Here is a 4,557-nt window from a genome sequence, read left to right on the forward strand (position 1 = left end):
TTCGCCGGTTTGTAGCCGAGACCGTAATCCCAGCGATTGTCGCCGGGTCTGTGCTTACTGAGCGCGGTGTCGAGGTTGATGCTCCCGGTTAACCGCTTGGAATCTGCGCAGGCTACGAACTTGCGGTGCCTCTTCTCCATGGCCTGCTTGCCCGGACAATAGGCGCCATTCACCAGATCTTGCGCGGCCTTCACGGCCTCCTCGAAGGTCATGATCCCTCGTTGCGGTTGCCGACTTCCGCGACGACGTCACCCACTCTGCCAGAGAACTCCGTCAGGCCACCCCAACCGCCTTCGGCAAGGGTCTCCGATCCGGGATCAAGGGGGGAAATATCATGAACCTTACTGTCTCGCGCAAAATAGTACGTCCTGAATTCGCTTTTCTTCTCGAGCACAGCGGCGGCAATTTGTCTCGTCTTGGGAGTCGAGCTGAGCCCCAGGAGTTTCAACACATCCTTCTGTTGACCATTGTTTTTCTGAAAAAAGCGCAGTGCCCAGACGATGTCGAGTACATGGGGCGAATGGGTAGAAAGATAAACCCGATATCCCCGTGATCGCAATTCCATAACAAAGTTGAGCACGGCGCTGATGCCGTTTGGATGCAGTCCCATCTCTGGTTCCTCGATCACAACTGAAGCCGCGCGACATGATATCTTGGCCGACGGCAGCAGCCAGTAGAGACCAAGCAACAACGGCACGAATTCACGCTGTCCCGCTGACCAGACAAGATAGGGCAGCGGCCGGCCGGAACTCGACTTCAAGACCAGGCGGCGCTGGTGCGCAGACGTATCCGTGCGCAGCGCGAACTTGTTGAAAATGTGCTCTTCTAGGGGCTTACGCAACTCCGCCGACAATCGATTCTGGCGCGGAAAGACATTTCCGCCCAGGCCGATCTCATTCTGTAAGACCAAATGCAGCTTGTTGCTGAAATTCCGAAGGACAAAAGGGTCACCAGCCCGATAATCGTTAAATGGGTGGGTCATTCCATCGCGAAGGCTCATGACTCGCTGCACTGGAATATAGAACATTTTCTCGGGAAATTTTTCACGGCCCGGTTTTTTCCGCCCCAGACGGTCACGGGCATAGTCGGTCAGATCGGTCTCTTTCAGATCGGTCTCTTTCTGCTTCTGCGCCTGGTCAAGCACAAGACAGCTTTCCCCTTTTGTCCAGATCGAGGCCATGCCTTCGCCGAAATAGAGATCGAAGAAAGCGCTCGCATCGACGTTTTGCCTCACACCGAAATACCTCATCGTCTCATGGATGGAGGCCTTATCGACCAGGAGCTTGAGCATTTGCAGGAAGATGCTTTTTCCTGTCGCCTGAGGCCCAACGAAAACCGTCAGGTCGCCAAAGTGGATGTCCGCTTCACGAACCGGGCCTATGTTCCTTGCCCGTATCCGGTTCACCATGTCTGGCTTGACTCGAAGTCCTCTGTGTCCTTCTGCAACTCTATCGTATGGGTCATCAGCCCCAAGTCACGGATTGCTGACACCAAGGGAGTCCACCATGACAGTCTGGGGCCGGCGCTGCTGAAATGTGACTACCGACCCCGACTCCCATGGAGACCGGCACAGCCTTTGCCGCCATTGCCCTTGCCGCCGTAGCCTCCGACGGCGTTTGTACCCGGGAGGAGGCCCGAGCCTTGCGACGGGAACTGGAGTTCCGCTATCCCTACACCCATATGGACGAAAGCGCCATGGGAACCCTATTTGACCAGTTGTTGCGGCGCATTCGCGAGGACGGCCATGGGGACCTGCTGACGGAGGCCGCCGGCGCCCTCGACCACCAGCAGCAACTGACGGCCTTCGCTGTGGCCTGCAACCTAGTGAGGAGCGATTACCGCACCACCCCTGAGGAGGAGGCGTTTCTGGAGGACTTGGCCCGGGCCATGGACCTTGATGCCGCTGACCGCAAGACCATCCCCCATGTGTTGACCATTTTATACCGTGACGCCCTGCAGCCCCACCCCGCCAGCACAGGGACGGCAGGATGACGGGGTAGAGTGATGGAATCGTGATGGGATGGCTCTGGGGACTCTTTCTGCTGGGTCTGGTGGCGCTAGCGCCCCCTGCCATGGCCCTGACAGCCGCTGACTTCCCGGCCGCTCCTCCGATGCAGGAGCGGGTCGTGGATGAAGCGGGGGTGTTCAGCCGGGCCGCCGCCGGGGAGTTGAGCCGTCAACTGTCCCAACTGAGCAGCTACGGTGTGGAGGCCAACCTGGTCACCTTGGAGCGCGTGGACTACGGCAGCACCCCCACCGCCGTGGCAACGGATCTGCTGGAGCGCTGGCAGCAGCAGGACTACCAGGATCGGTTGGTGGCGCTGGTGGAAACCAGGACAGGCCAGGTGGCCGTGGTGGCCAGCCCCGCCTTGGCCAAGCGCCTTCCTGACGTCCTGCTGGACAGCACTGCTGAGGACACCATGGCCGGTCAACTGCGCCGCGGTGAAGGATATCGTCTCACCATGTTGCGGGGCATCCAGCGGCTGGACACCGTTTTAGCTGGTGGGGAGGATCCCGGGCCGCCGGTGCTGGAGGTAGCCATGCCCGCTGCCCGCTCCAACGTGCCCAGCCATGAGGAGACCGCCGCCAGCAACGCCTTGACCTGGGTGGCGGTGTTGCTGGGCCTGGGGACAGTCATTCCCATGCTCACCTGGTGGGTGTTTTCCCGCTGACGCGCCCCCCTGCATTGCCATGGCCTTGAATCGCTGGCTCGGACGTGTGGCGGTGGGCCAGGGCAGGGGGGCGCGCCTGTGGCGGCTGGAGGTGGCTGCGGCGGCGGCGCTGCGGATTCAGACCATTGAGCTGCGGCACTTCCAGGGGGACTTGGCCCGCTTTGACCAGGAGCCTGACCTCAACAGCGGCAGGCTGGCCATGGTGGCCAGGCAGTTTCGGCAGGCCATGGCCGTCTGTAAACGGGAGCTGCCAGCGCTACAGGCCTGTCGTGGCGCCTTCACCCCGGATCAGTTGCAGCAGTTGCAACTGGTGGAGGACGTGGTGGGCGCCTACAATCAGCCGGTATCCGGGAATGCCGGTCGTGATTCGGCCCTCAGCCAGGCGCCTGAGGTAGTGCCCCGCAGTTTGTTGGGGTTCTTTTCCCGGATACGGAATCGTCTTGTGCCCGGTGGCGAAGCCGCCACGGTGGAGGGATTTCGGCGACGACGGGATTCCACACTGGTCTCGCTGCGGATCCTACTGTTGCTGGTGGTGGTGCCCCTGTTGTTTCAGCAGTTCAGCCGCGCCCTGGTGGTGGGTCCCCTGGTGAACCGCATTGCCCCGTCTGTTCCCGTGATCATGTACACCCGGGGGAAACTGGAGGAGCGGGCTGTGGAGAAATTGCGCATCTATAAGGAGGAACTGGAATTTGAAGCCCTGCTGCGGGGGGAGGCAGTGCCGTCCATTGAGGACATGCAATCCAGCTTGCGCAAAAGGGCCGATGAACTACAAGCAGAGAACGCCCAGGAGAGCACCACCGCCATCAAGAATCTTCTGTCGGATGGGTTTGGCGTTGTGGGATTTGTCGTGGTCTGCCTGCTGTGCCGGGAAGAACTACGGGTGCTGCGCAGTTTTTTTGACGAGATTGTTTATGACTTGAGCGATAGTGCAAAGGCCTTTGTGATTATCCTGTTCACGGATATATTTGTCGGTTATCATAGTCCTGAGGGGTGGAATGTTTTACTACAGAATATAGCCGAGCATTTTGGGTTATCACCTAATTCAGATTTTATTGGTTTATTTGTGGCAACGTTTCCAGTGATTCTGGCTACAATCTTCAAGTATTGGATTTTCCGCTATCTCAACCGTGTCTCCCCCTCATCCGTGGCCACCCTGCGGAACATGAACGGTGGGGGATAGTGGATCACATGGACAAGATGTCGTTGGGTCCATCACCGGACAACGGCCCAGCCGGATGCGGGGTGCTGGTGCTGGGGGGCAGCGGCAGCGGCAAGAGCCGCTGGGCTGAGCATTTGGCCTCCACTTGGACGTCCACCTCTCGGCAGCCAGTGCTGTATGTGGCCACCGGCGATGCCACGTTGGCGGATGCTGATTGGCAGCAGCGTCTCCAACGGCACCGCCGCCGCCGCCCAGCCAACTGGCAGACCCAGGAGTGTGGCGCCGCCTTGCCGGAAGCTCTGGCCGCTGCGGAGACAGCACCGCTGCGGCTGGTGGACGCCTTGGGCAGTTGGGTCAGCACCCTGCTGGAATTGGAGGAGCCTGCCTGGCAAGCACGGGTTGAACGGCTGCTGACCTGCATCCCCCCCCAGCGGGGTCTCACCATCCTGGTGAGTGACGAGGTGTCCTGGGGGGTGGTTCCCGCCCTGGCCAGCGGCTACTGCTTCCGGGAGCGCCTGGCCCGCCTCAACCGCCGCGTGGCCCAGCACTGCCGAAACCATTGGCTGGTGGTGGCCGGTCGGGCGGTGGACCTGACCCAGTGGTCCCAGCCGGTTCCCGATTGCCAACCTTAAAACAAGCTATGGCCAACCCTTAGGGAAAGCCTGGGAAATTGGGTTTTTACAGCAGCGCGGGAGTCAGATTGAGCCTATTTTGAGCCTGAGAACT

6 protein-coding genes are annotated in these 4,557 nt (G+C 60.2%); 4 read left to right on the forward strand and 2 right to left on the reverse strand.

All coding sequences use genetic code 11. The features are described from left to right. Together FLM9_RS06210 and FLM9_RS06215 are read right to left on the reverse strand one after the other, a co-directional pair. Positions 1–212, reverse strand: a 212-nt coding sequence (locus tag FLM9_RS06210; RefSeq protein WP_218969747.1) for a hypothetical protein, incomplete at its 3' end; no start/stop codon positions are given. Continuing rightward, positions 209–1,408: an AAA family ATPase gene (locus FLM9_RS06215; RefSeq protein ID WP_102135495.1), complete on the reverse strand. Its 1,200-nt coding sequence runs from the start codon at positions 1,406–1,408 to the stop codon at positions 209–211. The genes FLM9_RS06215 and FLM9_RS06210, both read right to left, overlap by 4 nt. A 149-nt stretch (positions 1,409–1,557) precedes the next feature. Between FLM9_RS06215 and FLM9_RS06220 the strand changes: the two genes are divergently transcribed. From FLM9_RS06220 to FLM9_RS06235, 4 genes are read left to right on the forward strand one after another with little or no spacing between them, the layout of a single operon-like run. Then, positions 1,558–1,992, forward strand: a complete 435-nt coding sequence (locus FLM9_RS06220; protein WP_074457758.1) for a tellurite resistance TerB family protein — start codon at positions 1,558–1,560, stop codon at positions 1,990–1,992. 23 nt (positions 1,993–2,015) lie between these two features. Beyond that, positions 2,016–2,672, forward strand: coding sequence for a photosystem II repair protein Psb32 (gene psb32 / locus FLM9_RS06225; RefSeq protein WP_074457759.1), 657 nt, complete (start codon positions 2,016–2,018; stop codon positions 2,670–2,672). 19 nt (positions 2,673–2,691) lie between these two features. Continuing rightward, positions 2,692–3,852, forward strand: a complete 1,161-nt coding sequence (locus FLM9_RS06230; RefSeq protein ID WP_074457760.1) for a proton extrusion protein PcxA — start codon at positions 2,692–2,694, stop codon at positions 3,850–3,852. 8 nt (positions 3,853–3,860) lie between these two features. Then, positions 3,861–4,463 (forward strand): bifunctional adenosylcobinamide kinase/adenosylcobinamide-phosphate guanylyltransferase, encoded by a 603-nt coding sequence (locus tag FLM9_RS06235; protein WP_257243032.1) that lies wholly within the window; start codon positions 3,861–3,863, stop codon positions 4,461–4,463. The last annotated feature ends 94 nt before the right edge of the window (positions 4,464–4,557 follow it).

The sequence above is a fragment of the Candidatus Synechococcus spongiarum genome (assembly GCF_900047545.1).
Taxonomy (GTDB): Bacteria; Cyanobacteriota; Cyanobacteriia; order PCC-6307; family Cyanobiaceae; genus Synechococcus_B; species Synechococcus_B spongiarum_C.